This is a genomic window from Delftia sp. UME58, from assembly GCF_014170385.1.
Taxonomy (GTDB): domain Bacteria; phylum Pseudomonadota; class Gammaproteobacteria; order Burkholderiales; family Burkholderiaceae_C; genus Comamonas; species Comamonas acidovorans.
This window is the reverse complement of record NZ_LZZV01000083.1, coordinates 40583-57543: the sequence shown is the minus strand read 5'-3', so window position 1 is coordinate 57543 and position 16961 is coordinate 40583. Positions and strand designations below refer to the sequence as shown.

The window sequence follows — 16961 nt, the reverse complement described above, 5'->3', positions numbered from 1 at the left end:
GGTGCTCACACACCTCTTCCTGATAGTCCGATTCTTCATCAAGGAGCCATCATGAAATCGCTTGCAATTCTTTCCCTGAGCTTGATCGCAACAGCTGCCATGGCAGGCCCCATGGGCGGTGGCGGCGGTGGCGGCAGCGGCGGCGGCAGCAGCAGCTCCCAGATCGAAATCAATGGCCCCAGCGTTCAGGTCACCCTGCTGAACAGGAGCGGCGTGCTGAACGTGGCAACGGGCGGTGGCAAGGCCTCCCAGAACCTGGCCAGCAATGCAGGCAACGTGACCATCGACAAAAATGGCAGCTCGCTGCAGGTCGTCGCAGCCACCGGCAGCGGCATCCTGAACAAGGCCGATGGCTATAGCGCAGTGGCCGTCAACAACCTGGCCTCCAACTATGGCGAAGTGGACGTGAAGAGCACTTCGATCCAGGTGGTGGCTGCCAAGAACTCCGGCATCATCAACTATGCCGGCAACGGTTCCATGGCAGTGCAGAACATCTCCAGCAACAACGGCTGCGTGACCTGCTACAACAACCACTGAGCCTGGCTGCCGGACGAAGGAAACTGCCGGGTGGCCCCAGGCCACCCGGCGGCACCTTCCCGGCGAAGACCCAGCTCACCGCACCAGGAGAGCCCACCATGCACACCGCCGCCCATCTCTGTTCGGCTGCCCTATTGGCCTGGCTCGCCCTCGGAGCGAACCCCCTTCATGCAGCGGCCCCCGGCGAAGACCCGGTGGTGCTGAACAAGCCCGTCGACTACCTCAGGCTGCCCACGGCCAAGCAGCCGACATCGTCGGGGCTGGACACCGTCACCGACATCCCCATCAATGTCAAGGCCAAGATCGCGCGCTACGAAGCCATGTCCATGACCAATGCGCCCGGCATCTCCACCGAGGCGAACGTGGTGACCACGACCACGACGAGCAGCACGGGCATGCAGCGCACCTGCACCCAGGACCTGGCCAGCAACACCAACGCCAGCGCATTCAACCGCTACGGGCCCCAGACCAAGGACCAGATCGTGGTCCTCAAGGGCGACCTGGTCAACGTCTGCCGCTAGCGCGACACAGGGCGGCCAGCCTTCGGGCCGCCCACCATTTCTCGATCCCCCATTTCCGGCGCCGACGCCCGTGCGCGCCTGTGCCCTGGCTCGCCGTTTTCCAGCAGAGGTCCATCATGCGCAACCGCCTTCCATCGCCAGGACTTCCCCGCCCCGATGCCGCGCTGCAGCCGGCACTCGGCGGCCATGCGGACGACCGTGGGACTTTCCGCCAGCGATGGTCCGGCAGACAGGGTTGCATGCGGGCCATTGCCTGCGCCGTCTCGGCCTCCATCGTGCTGCTGTCGGGCTGCGCGCCGCTGGATGCGCGCAAGGACGCCAAGTACCTGGACAAGGTCTATGCGGCCGACCGCCCCGTGGTGCGGCCGGTGCGCTCGATCTCGAGCTTTTCCGACTCTCTGATGTGCATGGACAGGATGTTTCGCAACAGCCACATGCCCACGGTGCTGATCACCAGCAAGCAGCTGCCCGACTACTCGGGCCGTGTGGCCGTGGCCGCCAAGGAGATGGTGGTCACCGCCCTGTCCCAGATGTCGCGCGTCAGCAGTGCCTTCCGCTACGTGGACTATGAGGTGGACATCGCCCGCCAGGATACGGTGCAGAACCTCACCACCATCTTGCTCAACAACAACCAGATCCAGCTGCAGCGCCCTGCCCTGTATGTGTCGGGCGCCGTATCCTTCATGGACCAGAACGTGCTGCGCAACAACGTGGACATAGGCACCAGCGCCTCGCGCCTGGAAACCGGCTACAGCGCCAACCGCAGCGGCGCCGTGCTGGGCATGGAGCTGCACCTGGGCGACTTCCGCACGCGCACCATCATCCCGGGCCTGGATTCGGCCAACGAGGTCGTCATCGGCAACGGCAGCCAGGGGCTGGACCTGTCCGGCCGCATCGGCACCTACGGCGTGCAGTTCAGCGTGGGCCGCGACTATGCCCAGGGCTCGGGCCCGGCCGTGCGCACCCTGGTCGAGCTGGGCATGATCGAGCTGCTGGGCAAATGGTCGCGTCTGCCCTACTGGCAGTGCCTGACGCTGGACCAGACCCACCCCGACTTCCAGCGCCAGCTGCGCGACTGGTACGAGGAAGGCGAAGCCGGCATCCACCAGGAACTGGTGCGCCAGTCGCTGATCAGCAAGGGCTATCTGCCGCCGGACGCCCCGGCCTTCACCGCAGGCAACCCGCAGTGGCGCGAGGCCATAGGGCGCTTCCAGGCCGACAGCGGCATGGTGGTCAGCGGCGTGGTGGACTTCAACACCTACGAGCGCGCACTGCGCGACTTCGTGGCCGTGGGCGCCGATGGGCACATCACGCGCATTGGCTGGAACACCAAGAGCGCAGCGCCGGTCACCACCGCCTCCGAGAACGTTGCCGTAGGCACGGGCGACTACCGCTACGGCGCCCCCGCGCCCGACCGCAAGCTGGACCTGTGGGTGGAGAACATCACGCCCACCCGCACCTCCTTCGAGACGGGTGAACAGCTCTTCCTGTCCACCACCGTGTCGCGTGCCTCCTACCTGTCCTGCTTCATGGCGGGTGCCGATGGCGAGGTCACCCGGCTGGTGCCCAACGACGTGAACCGCTCGGGCTGGATCACCGCCGCCCAGTCCGTGCGCCTGCCCGACTGGATGAGCCCCAACCCCGGCTACGTGATCAACGCCGGCCCTCCCGGCAAGGAAGGCGTGGCCTGCTTCGCTACCGAGCAGAACATGACCGACAAGCTGCCCACGCTGCTCCAGGGCAAGGCCTTCATCGCCATCCCGGGCATGCGCTCCCTGGAGGATGTCAACCAGTACATGGCCAGCTCGCTGGGCGCAGACGGGTACACCGGCTCGGCCCGCTTCTGGCAGGTGGTGCCGGCCCAGGCCAAGCGCTGATGCACGGTGCGGACCACAAGCCAACCAGAGGCACCTGCCATGCCCTCCAGCGCTCATGAAACCTCGCCACGGCGCCGCTGCGGGCTGCGCCTGACCGCAAGGCTCGTTCTGCCCGGGCTGCTGGTGCTGCTGCCCGGTCTGGCGCCCGCCGTGCTGCCGCATGTGCAGGCGGCAGCCCGCTTCACGCCGGTCATGCCCATCCGGGTGGCGACGGCCAGCGTGTACGGCTCCCAGCCGGGCACCAGCAACATCAATTCGACCTCGGATACCGCCCAGCAACGGGCCCTGTCCCAACTGCGCAGCCGCGCCGAAGGCAAGGGCGTGAGTCCGGCCACGCAGCGCGAGGCGCAATGGGTCATGGGCCTGCTGGCACTGCATGGCATTGCCATGGCCCAGGACGGGCCACAGGCCAGGACCTGGTTCGAGCGTGCCCAGCGCGCCGGCCATCCGCTGGCCAGCGCGGGACTGGCCTGGTGCGCCATGGACGGCTGCGGCCAGCCCCCCGATCCACCGGCCGCAAGGCCCTGGATCGCCCAGCTGGCCAAGACCGACCCGGCCCGTGCGCAATACCTGGAATGGCTGCTGGCCCGGCGCCTGGCGCCGCTGTCCACGGCCGAGCCTGTGGGCGAGGCCTTGACCGTGGCAGGCACGCCCGACCAGGAACTGCTGCAGCGCGCGGCGCGTTCGGGCAGCCCCGGCGCACAGCTCGAATGGGGCCTGGCCCTGCTCGCGCAGGACGAGCCCGAGGCCGCCCTGCGCCAGTTCCGCGCGGCGGCGCCACGCTCATCCAGCGCGGCGACCAATGCACAGATGCTGGGCGACCGCATGCGGCCCGCAGGCCAGCTGGTGTCGGCCCAGGGCACGTCTGCCCCGCCTGCGGCGCAGGGGCCGCAAGGACTGCAGCGCACGCCGCAGTTGCGGGGCTCGCCCAGCGAGCAGGACATCCAGGTGCGCCAGCCCGTCACGGCCCAGCAGCAGTGGGAGCAGGCCCAGCGCTATCACCGTGGCGAAGGCGTGCCGGCCAACTACACCGAGGCCCTGCGCCTGTACCAGCAGGCGGCGTCCCACGGCCATGTGGCATCGCGGCGCATGCTGGAGTTGATCTATTCGCGCCCCGCGCAGGGCGGCGGTGTGGACATTGGCTGGATGCAGCAGCTGGCACGCATCGATCCCATGACCATGCAGCCCATGGCCCCCATCAGCCCCGCGCCCTACCGGCGCGACCCCACGCCGCTTTTCGACATGGTGCCGGCGCCCTGGCACCGGAACTGACACAGGCCCTGGGCCCTGCCCTAAAGCAGCACATCCAGGCCCGCGTCGGCCATCCAGTCCACAGGGTCCTGGCGCAGCACCATGTCGATGTCCAGGCCCAGGGCCACCCCCACTTCGCCGGGAAAGCTCACGGCCAGCGCACGCTCGCCCCATTGCGCCTCGCGCGATCGGGCGCGCCATGCGGCGATGTGCAGCACGCAGGCCAGGGGATCGAAGCCGGGCTGGGCCAGCGGCGCGTGCAGGTGCTGCAGCGCGTCGGCCAGCAGCGGCGGAAGACTCCAGCGCCGTGCCAGGCCTGCGCTGACATGGCTGTATGCGTAGCCGCACAGCCGCATCTCCAGTTCGGCACGGCGCGGGTCCAGCGGACCGACCAGCTCGGAGATGGTGGCCGCGCGGCCGGGATCGATCATGTGCATGGCCAGCTCGCCCAGCCCATGCAGCAGGCCTGCCGCATAGGCCGCCGTGGGGCTGGCCTGCACCGTGCCTGCCAGCGCGCGGGCCACGCGTGCGGCATCCACGCTGTAGCGCCAGAAGGCCGGCATGGCCACGCCCGGCACAGCATGCGTGCCCACGCCCAGCGGCATGCCCCGCACGATCTGTCGCAACTGCGCGGGCGCCAGCAGGGCCAGCGCCTCCGGAATACCGGTGACACGGCCCGCCATGCCGAAGACCGGGCCGTTGGCCTGCGCCAGCAGCCCGGCGGCCAGCGCGGGATCGGCCGCAAACAGCTGGCTCAGCCGGCGCAGGCTGGGCTGCTCGGGCACCAGTTCGCGCAGCAGCAGGGCCACAATGCGCGGCTGCGCCGGCAGGGCCAGCGTCTGGGTCAACAGCGTCTGCAGATCCAGTGCGTGCGCAGCCATAGCGTTTCCTGCCTTGCCTTGCCCTGCCCGGCCTTACTTGCGGGTCTGCAGCTTGGCGAAGGCCGAGGCCATGGCCGACTGCTGCGCCGGCTCGGGCGCGCGGCGCTGGCCGCCCTGATGGCCCTGGCTGCCACGGCCTGCGCTCTCGAAGCGGTTGTCACGGGGGCCATCGCGGCGTGCGGGCGCCGCATCCAGTTTCATGGTCAGGCTGATGCGCTTGCGCGCCACATCGACCTCCAGCACCTTGACCTTGACGATCTGGCCGGTCTTGACGACCTCGCGCGCGTCCTCGATGAACTTGTGGCTCATCTGGCTGACGTGGACCAGGCCATCCTGGTGCACGCCCAGGTCCACGAAGGCGCCGAACTGGGCCACGTTGCTGACCGTGCCCTCCAGCGTCATGCCTTCCTTGAGGTCCTTGATGTCTTCCACGCCGTCATTGAAGCGGGCGACGACGAAGTCCGGGCGCGGATCGCGGCCGGGCTTTTCCAGCTCGCCCAGGATGTCCTTGATGGTGATGGCACCGAACTGCTCGTTCACGAACTGCTCGGCCTTCAGGCCCTTGAGCACTTCGGAGCGGCCCATGAGCTGGTCCACGCTCTTGCCCGTGGTGGCAATGATGCGTTCGACCACGGGATAGGTTTCCGGGTGCACACCCGTCATGTCCAGCGGGTTGTCGCCGCCGCGGATGCGCAGAAAGCCTGCGGACTGCTCGAAGGTCTTGGCGCCCAGGCCGGCCACGTCCATCAGCTGCTTGCGGCTCTTGAAGGAGCCGTTGGCATCACGCCAGCGCACCACCGACTTGGCCACGCTGCCCGACAGGCCCGAGACGCGCGACAGCAGCGGCGCCGAGGCCGTGTTCAGGTCCACGCCCACGGAGTTCACGCAGTCCTCGACCACGGCGTCGAGCTGGCGCGCCAGCTCGCTTTGGTTCACGTCGTGCTGGTACTGGCCCACGCCGATGCTCTTGGGGTCGATCTTGACCAGCTCGGCCAGCGGATCCTGCAGGCGGCGCGCAATGCTGGCGGCGCCGCGCAGGCTCACGTCCACATCGGGCATTTCCTGCGAGGCGAACTCGCTGGCGGAATACACGGAAGCGCCGGCCTCGCTGACCACGACCTTCTCGATCTGGCGGTCGGCCTTGCCGGCGATCTTGATCAGGTCGGCCGCCAGCTTGTCCGTCTCGCGGCTGGCCGTGCCGTTGCCGATGGCAATCAGGTTGATCTGGTGCTTTTCGACCAGGCGGGCCAGCACGGCCAGGGAGCCGTCCCAGTCGCGGCGCGGCTCGTGCGGGTAGATGGTGGTGGTGTCCACCAGCTTGCCCGTGCTGTCCACCACGGCCACCTTGACACCCGTGCGGATGCCCGGGTCCAGGCCGATGACGGCGCGCTGGCCCGCAGGCGCGGCCAGCAGCAGGTCGCGCAGGTTGTCGCCAAAGACCTTGATGGCCACCTTCTCGGCGTCTTCGCGCAGGCGCGAGAACAGGTCGCGCTCGGTGGACAGGCTCAGCTTGACGCGCCAGGTCCAGGCCACGCACTTGCGGATCAGGTCGTCGCTGGCGCGCTTGGCGTGGCTCCAGCCCAGGTGCAGGGCGATCTTGCCTTCGGCCAGGCTGGGCTGGCCGGGCTCGGGCTCCACGGGAAGAACCAGCTTGGCTTCGAGGATTTCCAGCGCGCGGCCACGGAACACGGCCAGGGCGCGGTGCGAGGGCACGCGGCCAATCGGTTCGTCGTACTCGAAATAGTCGCGGAACTTGGCGACCTCGGGGTCGTTCTCGTTCTTGGCCTCGATCTTCTTGGAGCGCAGCAGGCCGTCTTCCCACAGCCATTCGCGCAGCTTCTGCACCAGCGCCGGGTCTTCGGCCCAGCGCTCGGACAGGATGTCGCGCACGCCATCGAGCACGGCGAAGGTGGTGGAGAAATCGGGGCCCGGCTTGCCGTCGTCCAGGGTGGTGGCGGGCTTGCAGAAGGCCTCGGCCTCCTTGTGCGGGTCCAGCGTGGGGTCGGCAAACAGCTTGTCGGCCAGCGGCTCGATGCCGAATTCCTTGGCAATCTGGCCCTTGGTGCGGCGCTTTTGCTTGAAGGGCAGGTAGATGTCCTCCAGCTCCTGCTTGGTCGGCGCATTGGCAATGGCCAGGCGCAGCGCATCCGTCAGCTTGCCCTGCTCGTCGATGGCCTTGAGCACCGTGCCCCGGCGGTCCTCCAGCTCGCGCAGATAGCCCAGGCGTTCGTCGAGCTGGCGCAATTGCGCGTCGTCCAGGCCGCCGGTCACTTCCTTGCGGTAGCGGGCGACGAACGGAACCGTGGCTCCGCCATCAAGCAATTCGACCGCAGCACCCACTTGCTGCGGCTTGACATTCAGTTCTGCGGCGATTTGGCCAATGATTTTTTGCATTCGAGAGGCGCCCCGTGGCGTGGAATCCAGAAAGCGGCCAAGTGTGCCACACGCGATTCGGGCCGGGCCGCTCACGGCCCACCCGCAAATGCAAGCATTTCTTGCAGGCCAATGAATTCAAGGGCTTGCAGCATGACGCCGGAAGGGCGCGGGAATGGCCGATAGGACAAGCCCGGCTTTCAGGGCCGCACATCCACGATCTGCATCATTCCCAGGTCCTCATGGTCCAGCGCATGGCAATGCCAGACGAACTTGCCGTGGAAATCCGCGAACCGCATGCGAAAGGTGATGCTGCCCTTGGTGAGCCCCGCCGCCCCGCTGCTGCCCGTGCCCGGTGGCACGGGCAGGGTGTCGGCCCAGAACGGCGTCACCGGCGCGCCGTTGACCTTGACCACATAGCAATCGTTGACGTGGATGTGAAAGGGATGCGGGTAGCCGTTGTAGTTGTAGATCGTCCACTCCTCCACCGCATTGAAGGGCACGGTCTGCACAGGCGTGAGGCTGGAATGGATGGGCGACATGCCCAGCGGCATGGCCTCGGTGCCCACCGCAAACACCGATCGGTTGCCGCCCACCTTCAGCACCCAGCTCTCGCCGGCCGGCATGGGCGCCAGGGCCGGGTCGCGCACGCCCTTGTCCTCGTCGTCGGCCAGCACGGCCAGGCGCAGGACGCGCTGCACGCCACCATGGCTGGCCAGTTCGGCATCGGTGATGGGCGTGTAGTCGCCGGGCCGGCGCAGCAGGGCCGGGTCGGGCACGCGGGCCTGCACGGGCTCGCCCTGCACCACCACCCGGGCCAGCACCTCCTCGAAGGGCTCGTTGCCGCTTGGCCGGTGAAAGGACGGGCACGCGGCCGCGCGCAGGAAATACTCGCCCGGCACCATCGATGCCTGCACCACCATGGACAGGCGCCCGCCCGGGTAGATGTAGTTGCCGGGCCAATCGCGCATGTCCAGCGGCTGCCCGGCCGTCTGCCGGCTCAGCGGCCGGTAGATGCCGCCGTAATGGTTGCCGTCGCGGCCATAGACATTCATCACATGTCCGTCCAGCACGGGATGCAGCGGGTAGAACGACGAAGGATTGACGATGTGCCAGTGCTGCACCTCGCCGGGCCGCATCACGATGGTGGGCTGGTAGGCGCCGTTGAGCAAAAAGGCTCCGGCCGGATTCTGCATCGAGTCTTCCAGCGTATCGGTGCGGCCCTTGGCGTTGACGGTGAGCTTGTGGGCGAACAGCACGCGCTCGCGCATGTTCACGCTGGCACGGAACGGGTCCTGCGCATCGGCCACGATGATGGCGCCGAACATGCCGCTGGAGACCTGGGCATTGGTGGCGCCGTGCAGATGCGGGTGGTACCAGTAGATGCCGCAGCTGTGGTCGTCGGGCAGATGGATCTCGTGGTATCGCGTGGCGCCGGGCGCGATGCCGGCATCCGGCCCGTCCACCACGTAGTCGCCGAACACGCCGGGCCGTATCTCGCGCGGGTCCACGTGCAGGCCGTGGAAATGCATGTTGGTGCTGTTCTGGTGGTTGAGCAGCGCCCAGTCCGAGCCCTGGGGCGAGGCCGGCAGCTGGTTGTGCACCCACATCTTCAGCGTGTCGCCGGGGCGCAGCCACAGCGTGGGCGCCGTGTATCGCCCATTGAAGCTGCGCAGCTCCAGACGCCGCCCGGGCTGCCGATCGGCCGGATAGCGGGCCCAGCGCGCAATGTCGCTGTCCGGCAGGTCCATGTCCATGGACGCATAGCCCACGTTCAGGTGCAGCTCCAGCACGCCGTTGACGGAGCGCAGCGCCTGCGGCTCGGGCAGATCGTCGCGCGGACCTCCTCCACCGCCGCAGCCGGGCAGCACGGCGCCTGCCGTCAGCAGGGCGCCCCATTGCAGCAGCGCCCTGCGGTTCAGGCCCGGGGCAGGCATTGAATGCTCCTGGTGCAGATGCTTCACAGGGCCTCCTTTGCCGTGCCGGCGAATGCATTGGTTTCGGTCAGGTCATTGAGGGCGTGCAAGGCCAGCGCATGGGGGCGGGACTGGGCCTGGGCCCCGTCCTCGCCCTGGCAGGCGCCATGGCGGTTGTCGCCCCAGGCCCAGCAGCGCCCGCCGTGCTCCAGCGCCAGCACATGCGTGCCGCCCACGCTGATCTGCTGCACCGCCGCCAGGCCGGGCACGGTGTGAAAGCCCGCGCGGGGTGCCGCATCGCCCTGGCCCAGCTGGCCCAGGCCATTCCAGCCCCAGGCCAGCACCTGCCCGCCCTGCGTGGTCGCCGCCGAAAAGTGCAGGCCCGCCGCCAGACTGCTGAGGCGCTCAGGCACGGCGATGCGCACGGGGCCGGGACTGTAGGCAGCCTGCAGCCCCTGGTCCAGCTGGCCCTGGTGGTTGGAGCCCCAGCCCCACAGCCGCCCCTTCTCGTCCAGCGCCAGGCTGTGCGTGGCCCCCGCCGCCACCGCCACCACGGCCGCAGCGCCCTGCGGCAGTACCACGCGCTGCGCACGGCTGCGCTGCACCAGATCGCCCTGCCCCAGTTGGCCCGCAGCATTGGCGCCCCAGGACCAGACCTGCCCCCTGGCGTCCAGCGCCAGCGCATGGCCCATGCCCGCGGACACGCTGCGCACGGAGGGCAGGCCCTGCACGCGCTGCGCACCGGGCATGGCATCCGACCATCCCCAGAGTGCGCCTTCGCGGTCCTGCACATAGGCCTGCTGCTCACCCGCCCAGATGCGCCGCACCCCGGCATCCTGCCGGCCCAAGGCCAAAGGCCTGGGCACGGCGCCCGCGGCATCGCGAACCTGGGGCGCAACGGCATAGGCCTGGCCATCGGCCCAGGCCAGCAGCGAATGGCCCGCGTCCACCAGCCCCTCCCAACGCGTGCCACGGGGGCTCAGGCGCTGGGGCACGGGCTGGGAAAAGCTGCGGTGGCCGATGCGCGTGGCATCGGGCGCACAGACCTCGGCAGCATCAACGCCTTCGGGCAGGGTGCGCAACACCTCCAGATTGCCCCAGGCGAATACGCCCTCCGATGTGATGAGCACGGACCGCTGCGGGCCCGCCACTACCTGTTCTATGGTCGGCATCACCCTCTCCTTTGCGTGTTTTGCGTGTTTCGCGTGTCTTGGGGCATCCCGACACGGCGGTACGGCTGCCCGTGAGGTGTCAGTGCGGATTGTTCAAAGGAAGCCGGTGGGCGGCAATCACTGAAAACTGTGATTCCTCAAGAGCGCCTTGGGCTCCGTCAATCGTTCCCGCCCCAGGCCTGCGACGCGGCATTGGCCTCCAGGCACATCGCAAGGGCGGCCGTGGCGTGCGTGCCTACGCGGGCTGCGCTGGCGCAGCGGCATCATGGACAATCCATGCTCCAGCCCATGCAAGACGATCTGTTTGGCGCGCCGCCCTCACCGCCGCCGTCCCCACCCTCTTTGGCCCCGGTCCCGCCTGCCGCCAGCGCGGCGCCTGGCGGCCGCAAGCCGGCATCCCGCAAGGCCGTCGGTGCCGTGCAGCTGGCGCCCCAGGCCCTGCAATGGCAGGCGCTGGCGGACCAGCTTCCGCCGGGCCTGCGCATGGGGGTCTCCACCTGGTCCTACCCGGGCTGGGAAGGTTTGATCTGGGATGGCGCCTATGACAAAAGCGTGCTCGCCAAGAAGGGACTGGAGGCCTATGGCCGGCATCCGCTGATGCGCACGGTCTGCGTGGACCGCAGCTTCTGGAGGCCGTTGACGGCCAGCCAGTACCTGGCCTTCGCGGGCCAGGTGCCGGCCGATTTCCGCTTCGTGGTCAAGTGCCCTTCGGTGGTCACCGATGCGCAGGTCCGCGACGAGGACGGCAAGGGCATGTCGCTGAACCCCGTGTTCCTTCAACCCGATCTGGCCGTGACCAGCTTCGTCGAGCCCACGCTCGAAGGGCTGGGCGAGCAGCTCGGCGTGCTGGTGTTCCAGCTCAGTCCCATGACCTGGGGCCTGCTGAGCCGCCCCACCGAACTGCTGGCGCGGCTGCAGGCCATGCTGGACGCGGTGCGAGCGGCGCTGGCCGCCCATCGGCTGGGCGCACAGATCATCGTGGCGGTGGAGGTGCGCGACCCGGAGCTTTTGACGCCCGAGCTGGCGGACACGCTGCGCGCTGCGGGCGCCACATTCTGCCTGGGGCTGCACGGCAAGATGCCGCCCATCGAAGAGCAATTGGTTTTTCTGCGCGGGCTGTGGCCCACCCCGCTCGTCTGCCGCTGGAACCTGAACCGCGAATTCGGGGCCTACGGCTACCCCGATGCGCAAAAGAAGCACGATCCCTTCGACGAGATCCGCACGCCCGACGTGCACACGCGCGCCATCCTCGCCAAGACCATCGATGGCATCACCAGCCGCGGGCTGCCCGCCTTTGTGACAGTGAGCAACGATGCCGAAGGCTGCGCGCCGCGCTCCATCGCGCTGCTGGCCGAGGCCGTGGTGCAAGCGCAGGCGGCCCGGGTTCAGCGCTTGCCGTAGGCGCGCTCCACGCGGGCCACGCGCAATTCATAGTGCTCGTACCAGGCGTCCTTGCCCAGCTGCTGGGCGACCAGGTGCTCGGCGTCCTGCTTCCAGCGCGCTATGGATTCGGCCGTGGACCAGTACGACACGGTGATGCCGAAACCGTCCTCGCCGCGCGTGCTTTCCGCGCCCAGGAAGCCTTGCTGCTGCGCGGCCAGGTCCACCATGCGCTGGGCCATGAGGCCGTAGCCATCATCGTCGTCCGGCGTCCTACGCGACGAGAAGATGACGGCGTAGTAAGGCGGCTCGGGGGTGTTGGCAAAGGGGCTCATCGTGGTCGGGGCGGCATGTTCTGCGGGACCGCGCAATACACCGCCCGCGCTCAGGAATTCGCCGGTGCCGAGGCGGACGACGCCTGCACCTGCTCGCCGCCCAGCACCTTCCACAGCGTGACGCGGTTGAGCTGCTCGGACAGGCGCAGGCCGATCAGGGTCTGCTGGGCCGTGTAGAGGCTGCGCTGCGCATCCAGCACGGTGAGGTAGTTGTCCACGCCGGCCTTGAAGCGGGCCTCCGACAGGTCGAAGGCCTTTTGCGTGGCGGCGACCATGCTGGTCTGGGCGGCCAGGCGCTCGTCCCACTGTGCGCGGTCGGCCAGCACGTCGGCGGCTTCGCGGAAGGCCGTCTGCACGGCCTTCTCGTACTGGGCGATGGCGATGCGCTGGTTGGCCTCGGCCACCTGCACGCCCGCGCGGTTGCGGCCGCCGTCGAAGATGGGCAGGCGCACCAGAGGGATGAAGCTCCAGGTGCTGCTGCTGCCGCCAAAGAGGCCATCGAGTTCGCGGCTGCCCGAGCCCACGCTGGCCGTGAGGCTGATGGAGGGGAACATGGCGGCGCGTGCGGCGCCGATGTTGGCCTCCATGGCACGCAGGTTGTTCTCGGCGGCCTGGATGTCGGGGCGCACCAGCAGCACGCTGGAGGGCAGCGGTGCAGGCACGGGCTGCAGCGCGGCCGCGGGCCGGGCATCGGCGCGCAGCGTGGCGGCGCCGGGCAGCAGGGCCTCGGGCAGCGGGCCGCCCACCAGCAATTGCAGGGCGTTGCGGTCACGCTCCACCTGGGAGGTGAAGCTGGCCACGTCGCCGCGCGCCGTGTCCACCGTGGTCTGGTTCTGTGCCAGCACCAGGCCCGATGTGGAGCCAATCTCGTGCATGCGCCGCGTCAGCTCATAGGCCTTCTCGCGGCTGGCCAGGGTCTCGCGCGCCAGTTGCAGGCGGGCCTGGTCGGCCGCCAGCGTGAGCCAGCCGTTGGCCACATCGGCCACCAGGCCGATCTGCACATTGCGCCGGTTCTGCTCGCTTTGCAGGAACTGCTGCAGCGCGGCCTCGCTGAGGTTGCGCACGCGGCCCCACAGGTCGATCTCATAGCTGGCAAAGCCCAGCTGGGCCGTGTACTGGGTGCTGACCGACGCCGCCTGGGTGGCGCTGGTCATGCCGGCGGCCGTGCGCGCACGGCTGGCCTGGGCCTGGGCGTTGACGCTGGGCAGCAGGTCGGCGCGCGTGATGCCGTACTGGGCACGCGCGCGTTCGATGCTTTCCACGGCCACGCGCAGGTCGCGGTTGTTGGCCAGGGCCAGCGCAATGACCTCGCGCAGCTGCCGGGACTGCACCCAGCCCAGCGCGGCAGCGGCCTGCAGGCTGGCCTCGTCGGCCTGGGCCGGCGTCGTGGCCGTGCTGCCCACGGCATCGGGCACGGGCATGTCGGGCGTGCGGTGCTGCGGCGCGAGGTTGCAGCCGGTCAGCAGCGCCGCCAGCGCCGCCGCTGCGGCGAGGGTGGAACGGTTCATTCGGCGCCTCATGCTGCGCTCTCCTTTGCGGTATGCGGTGAATCAGGTGATCCGGCCGTGGGCTGGGGCGCGTCGTCCTCGGTGCGCGAGTGGCTCTTGAACCAGCTGCGGATCAGCAGGAAGAACACGGGCACCAGGAAGATGCCCAGCACCGTGGAGGCCAGCATGCCGCCGAGCACGGCCGTGCCGATGGCATTGCGCCCGCCCGCTCCGGCACCCGTGCCGATGGCCAGCGGAATGACGCCGAAGCCGAAGGCCAGCGAGGTCATCAAGATGGGACGCAGGCGCAGGCGCACGGCCGAGACCACGGCGTCGAAGATGCTCTTGCCCTGCTCCTGCAGCTGCACCGCAAATTCCACGATCAGGATGGCGTTCTTGGATGCCAGGCCCACCGTGGTCAGCAGGCCCACCTGGAAGTACACGTCGTTGGTCAGCCCGCGCGTGTAGGTGGCGGCCAGCGCGCCCACCACGCCCAGCGGCACGGCCAGCATCACCGACAGCGGCACGGTCCAGCTTTCGTACAGCGCCGCCAGGCACAGGAACACGAAGAGGATGGAGATGGCGTACAGCAGCGGCGCCTGGGCGCCCGACTGGCGCTCCTGCAGCGAGGCGCCGGTCCACTCGTAGCCTATGCCGGCAGGCAGGGTGCGCAGGATGTCCTCCACGATCTGCATGGCCGTGCCCGAGCTGACGCCGGAGGCGGCGCGGCCTTCCATTTCGTAGGCCGGGTTGCCGTTGTAGCGCATGAGCTGGGGCGAGCCGTAGGCCCAGTAGCTGCTGGAGAACGAACTGAACGGCACCATCTCGCCCTTGGCGTTGCGTACCGTCCACTTGGCGATGTCCTGGGGCAGCATGCGGTGCGGCGCATCGCCCTGGATGTAGACGCGCTTGACGCGCTCGTTGTTCAGGAAGTCGTTGACATAGGTGCCGCCCATGGCGCTGGACAGCACGCTGTTGATGTCGGTGTACGACAGGCCGAGCGCGGCGGCCTTGCGGTCGTCGATGTCCAGGCGCAGCTCGCTGGCGTCTTCCAGGTTGGTCATGCGCAGATTGGTGAGCTCGGGGCGCTTGCGGGCCTCGGTCAGGAATTTCTCCTTGGCCTCCAGCAGCGCCTGGTGGCCCAGGCCGTTCATGTCCTTGATCATGAAGTTGAAGCCCGAGCTGGAGCCCAGGCCGCGCACGGCCGGGGGCAGCACGACCAGCACGCGCGCATCGCGGATGGAGGACAGGTCCCTGGTCGCACGGTGCGCGATCTCGGACGCCGACTGGCTGGGCAGCGGCCGCTCCTCCCAGGTCTTCAGCCGCACGAAGGCGCGTGCCGAGGCCTGGTCACCGTTGAGGCCCGAGACCTGGTAGAAGCTCAGCACGTCTGGCTGCTTGGCAAAGTAGTCGCGCACCTCGTCGAGCACGCCCTGCAGCCGCGTATCGGCCGCGCCCGAGGGCAGGTTGATGTTGACGAAGACGAAGCCCTGGTCCTCGTCCGGCAGGAAGGAGGTGGGCAGGCGCGCCATCAGCAGCCAGACCACGCCGCAGACGGCCAGGAAGATCAGCATCATGCGCTTGGCACGGCGCAGCGAGTACGCCACCGTGCCCTGGTAGCGCGCGGCCGTGGCGTCGAAATGGTGGTTGAACCAGCGGAAGAACCTGTCGTTCACCCCCAGGATGCCGCTGCGGATGGGGCGGTCATGCCCTGCCCCGCCCGCTGCGGGCGGCTTGAGCAGCGTGGCGCACAGCGCAGGCGTGAGCGTCAGCGCCACGAACACCGACAGCGCCATGGCCGCGACGATGGTGATGGAGAACTGCCGGTAGATCACGCCCGTGGAGCCGCCGAAGAAGGCCATGGGCACGAACACGGCCGACAGCGTCACGCCGATGCCCACCAGGGCCGGCGTGATCTCGCGCATGGACTGGCGCGTGGCCTGCTTGGGCGACATGCCCGTCTCGTGCATCACGCGCTCGACGTTCTCCACCACGACGATGGCGTCGTCCACCAGCAGGCCGATGGCCAGCACCATGGCGAACATGGTCAGCGTATTGATCGAGTACCCGGCCAGCGACAGCACGCCGAAGGTGCCCAGCAGCACCACGGGCACGGCGATGGCGGGGATCATCGTGGCGCGGAAGTTCTGCAGGAAGATGAACATCACGATGACCACGAGGATCATGGCCTCGCCCAGCGCGCTGACCACTTCCTTGATGGAGGCGCGCACGAAGGGCGTGGAGTCCGAGCTGACGAAGTAGTCGATCTCGTTGGGGAAGAACGGCTTGAGCTCGGCCAGCTTGGCGGCGATGGTGTCGGCCACCTTCATGGCATTGGCGCCATCGGCCAGCACGATGCCCATGCCCGCGCCGGGCAGGCCGTTGAGCTTGGCCTTGATGGTCAGGTTGTCGGCGCCCAGCTCCACGCGGGCCACGTCCTTCATGAGCACCACCGAGCCGTCCAGCGAGGACTTGAGCACGATATCCTCGAACTGCTCCACCGTCTTGAGCTTGGTGCGCGCCGTGATGGTGGCGTTCAGCTGCTGGTCGGAGACGGCGGGCAGCGCGCCCAGCTGGCCGGCCGAGACCTGGGCGTTCTGTGAGTTCAGCGCATTGACCAGGTCCGACGGCATCAGCGCGTACTTCTCCATCTTGGCCGGGTCCATCCAGATGCGCATCGCATAGTTGGTGCCGAAGACGTTGACATCGCCCACGCCGTCGAGGCGGCCGATCACATCGACCAGGTTGCTGGTCAGGTAGTCGCCGATATCGACCGCGGTCATGGCCGGGTCCTTGGAGAAGAAGCTGTAGGTGACCAGGAAGTCCTGGCCGCCCTTGTTCACGAACACGCCCCGGCTCTTGACCGCGTCGGGCAGGCGGTTCACGGCGGACTGCAGCTTGTTTTGCACCTGCACCTGGGCCACGTCGATGTTGGTGCCAGGCGCAAAGGTCAGCGTGGTGCGCGCACGGCCCGAGGCGTCGGACGTGGAGCTCATGTAGAGCATGTTGTCGATGCCCTTGAGCTGCTGCTCGATGATCTGGGTCACCGAGTTCTCGACCGTCTCGGCCGAGGCGCCCGTGTACTGCGCGCCGATGGTCACGCGCGGCGGCGCGATGTCGGGGTATTGCTCCAGTGGCAGCGTGAAGATGGACAGCGCGCCGCCCAGCATGATGACGATGGCGATGACCCACGCGAAGATGGGCCGGTTGATGAAGAACTGAGCCATGTGA

12 protein-coding genes are annotated in these 16961 nt (G+C 68.5%); 5 read left to right on the top strand and 7 right to left on the bottom strand.

What is annotated here, in order from left to right; all coding sequences use genetic code 11:
* Nucleotides 1-51: 51 nt before the first annotated feature.
* From A9976_RS20155 to A9976_RS20140, 4 genes are all read left to right on the top strand, one after another.
* Nucleotides 52-537 carry a hypothetical protein gene (locus tag A9976_RS20155; protein WP_183020482.1) on the top strand — a complete coding sequence of 162 codons (486 nt, stop codon included), beginning with the start codon at nt 52-54 and terminating at the stop codon, nt 535-537.
* Between the two features lie 98 nt (nt 538-635).
* Nucleotides 636-1058 carry a hypothetical protein gene (locus A9976_RS20150; RefSeq protein ID WP_012205216.1) on the top strand — a complete coding sequence of 141 codons (423 nt, stop codon included), beginning with the start codon at nt 636-638 and terminating at the stop codon, nt 1056-1058.
* Nucleotides 1059-1297: 239 nt separating this feature from the next.
* Complete coding sequence (locus tag A9976_RS20145) at nt 1298-2935, top strand: DUF4384 domain-containing protein (RefSeq protein ID WP_034392811.1); 1638 nt, start codon at nt 1298-1300, stop codon at nt 2933-2935.
* A gap of 39 nt (nt 2936-2974) precedes the next feature.
* Complete coding sequence (locus A9976_RS20140; RefSeq protein ID WP_183020481.1) at nt 2975-4207, top strand: SEL1-like repeat protein; 1233 nt, start codon at nt 2975-2977, stop codon at nt 4205-4207.
* A 20-nt stretch (nt 4208-4227) separates the two neighbouring features.
* On the opposite strand, the gene A9976_RS20135 is transcribed toward A9976_RS20140, so the two are convergent.
* The 4 genes from A9976_RS20135 to A9976_RS20120 all read right to left on the bottom strand — a co-directional run bounded on the left by A9976_RS20135 (nt 4228) and on the right by A9976_RS20120 (nt 10528).
* On the bottom strand, nt 4228-5067 hold the full coding sequence (locus tag A9976_RS20135) for an HDOD domain-containing protein (protein WP_183020480.1): 840 nt from the start codon (nt 5065-5067) through the stop codon (nt 4228-4230).
* Between the two features lie 33 nt (nt 5068-5100).
* Entirely contained in the window at nt 5101-7461 is a 2361-nt protein-coding gene (locus A9976_RS20130) for a Tex family protein (RefSeq protein WP_183020479.1), read from the bottom strand.
* A 179-nt stretch (nt 7462-7640) separates the two neighbouring features.
* Nucleotides 7641-9377, bottom strand: a complete 1737-nt coding sequence (locus A9976_RS20125) for a multicopper oxidase family protein (protein ID WP_183020478.1) — start codon at nt 9375-9377, stop codon at nt 7641-7643.
* 23 nt (nt 9378-9400) lie between these two features.
* The gene (locus A9976_RS20120) at nt 9401-10528 is read right to left on the bottom strand and encodes a chromosome condensation regulator (protein ID WP_183020477.1); all 1128 of its coding nucleotides are present in this window, start codon (nt 10526-10528) and stop codon (nt 9401-9403) included.
* Nucleotides 10529-10816: 288 nt separating this feature from the next.
* Between A9976_RS20120 and A9976_RS20115 the strand changes: the two genes are divergently transcribed.
* Nucleotides 10817-11929 (top strand): DUF72 domain-containing protein, encoded by a 1113-nt coding sequence (locus tag A9976_RS20115; protein WP_183020476.1) that lies wholly within the window; start codon nt 10817-10819, stop codon nt 11927-11929.
* Here the strand turns inward: A9976_RS20115 and A9976_RS20110 are convergent.
* The 3 genes from A9976_RS20110 to A9976_RS20100 are packed head-to-tail and all read right to left on the bottom strand — an operon-like array spanning nt 11914 to nt 16957.
* Nucleotides 11914-12243 carry an antibiotic biosynthesis monooxygenase gene (locus A9976_RS20110; protein WP_016446802.1) on the bottom strand — a complete coding sequence of 110 codons (330 nt, stop codon included), beginning with the start codon at nt 12241-12243 and terminating at the stop codon, nt 11914-11916. The two genes, A9976_RS20115 and A9976_RS20110, sit on opposite strands and share 16 nt — an antisense overlap.
* Before the next feature lie 50 nt (nt 12244-12293).
* Nucleotides 12294-13763, bottom strand: a complete 1470-nt coding sequence (locus tag A9976_RS20105) for an efflux transporter outer membrane subunit (RefSeq protein ID WP_183020475.1) — start codon at nt 13761-13763, stop codon at nt 12294-12296.
* Nucleotides 13760-16957, bottom strand: a complete 3198-nt coding sequence (locus A9976_RS20100) for an efflux RND transporter permease subunit (protein ID WP_183020474.1) — start codon at nt 16955-16957, stop codon at nt 13760-13762. The genes A9976_RS20105 and A9976_RS20100 overlap by 4 nt, the downstream gene beginning before the upstream one ends.
* Nucleotides 16958-16961 lie beyond the last annotated feature (4 nt).